Genomic DNA, 608 nt, shown 5'->3' with positions numbered 1-608 from the left:
TTTGATACAATCTTCCCTCTTCATGATTTATTAGACTGTTTTGCATATTTTGCATATATAAATCTGTTCCCATGTCTCCTATATGATTATCATAACTAGATAATTCTCCTGATGAATACTTTTCACTTGTATGTTTAGTTGTATCTCCAAATAAAGTATTATCTTTCATATCCTCTACTAAATTAGTTAAATTTTCTCTTTCTTTCAATAATTTATCTTTATATTTTTTAGTATCCATTTTTAACACCTCTAATTTTAATATTTACATCATAAAAATAGTACGTGGAAAAGTAAATTAAACATACAATAAAAATAAGATTTGATTCGAAAAATGGAATGTCTCAAAATGAACTTTTTAGTTTATGAGACACTCTTTTTTGTATGAAATCAAATATATTTTTATCATTTAAATAGTTAAAAAGAGGCTTATCTCCATTTTGAGATAGCCTCTATAAAAGTATACAGTTTTATAAGTAAATATATTTTTGCTAATCTATTTCTATTATTTGCCTTATGAATCTTCCATAGCTAAAGTCATAAGTGTGCATAGCTATTTTTTAATCAAATGTATGTTAAAGTAATCTTTCTATTTACCAGAATTACTTTCC

General features: G+C 24.0%; 1 protein-coding gene. It reads right to left on the bottom strand.

The annotated features are described in order from the left end of the window. Nucleotides 1-238 (bottom strand): hypothetical protein (locus K0039_RS20270; RefSeq protein WP_331476800.1); only part of this gene is annotated, 238 nt, incomplete at its 3' end. Nucleotides 239-608 lie beyond the last annotated feature (370 nt).

Origin of the sequence: Terrisporobacter mayombei (assembly GCF_020748465.1) — a bacterium.
Taxonomy (GTDB): domain Bacteria; phylum Bacillota; class Clostridia; order Peptostreptococcales; family Peptostreptococcaceae; genus Terrisporobacter; species Terrisporobacter mayombei.
Note: the sequence above shows the minus strand (reverse complement) of the source record. Positions and strands in the feature narration are given on the sequence as shown.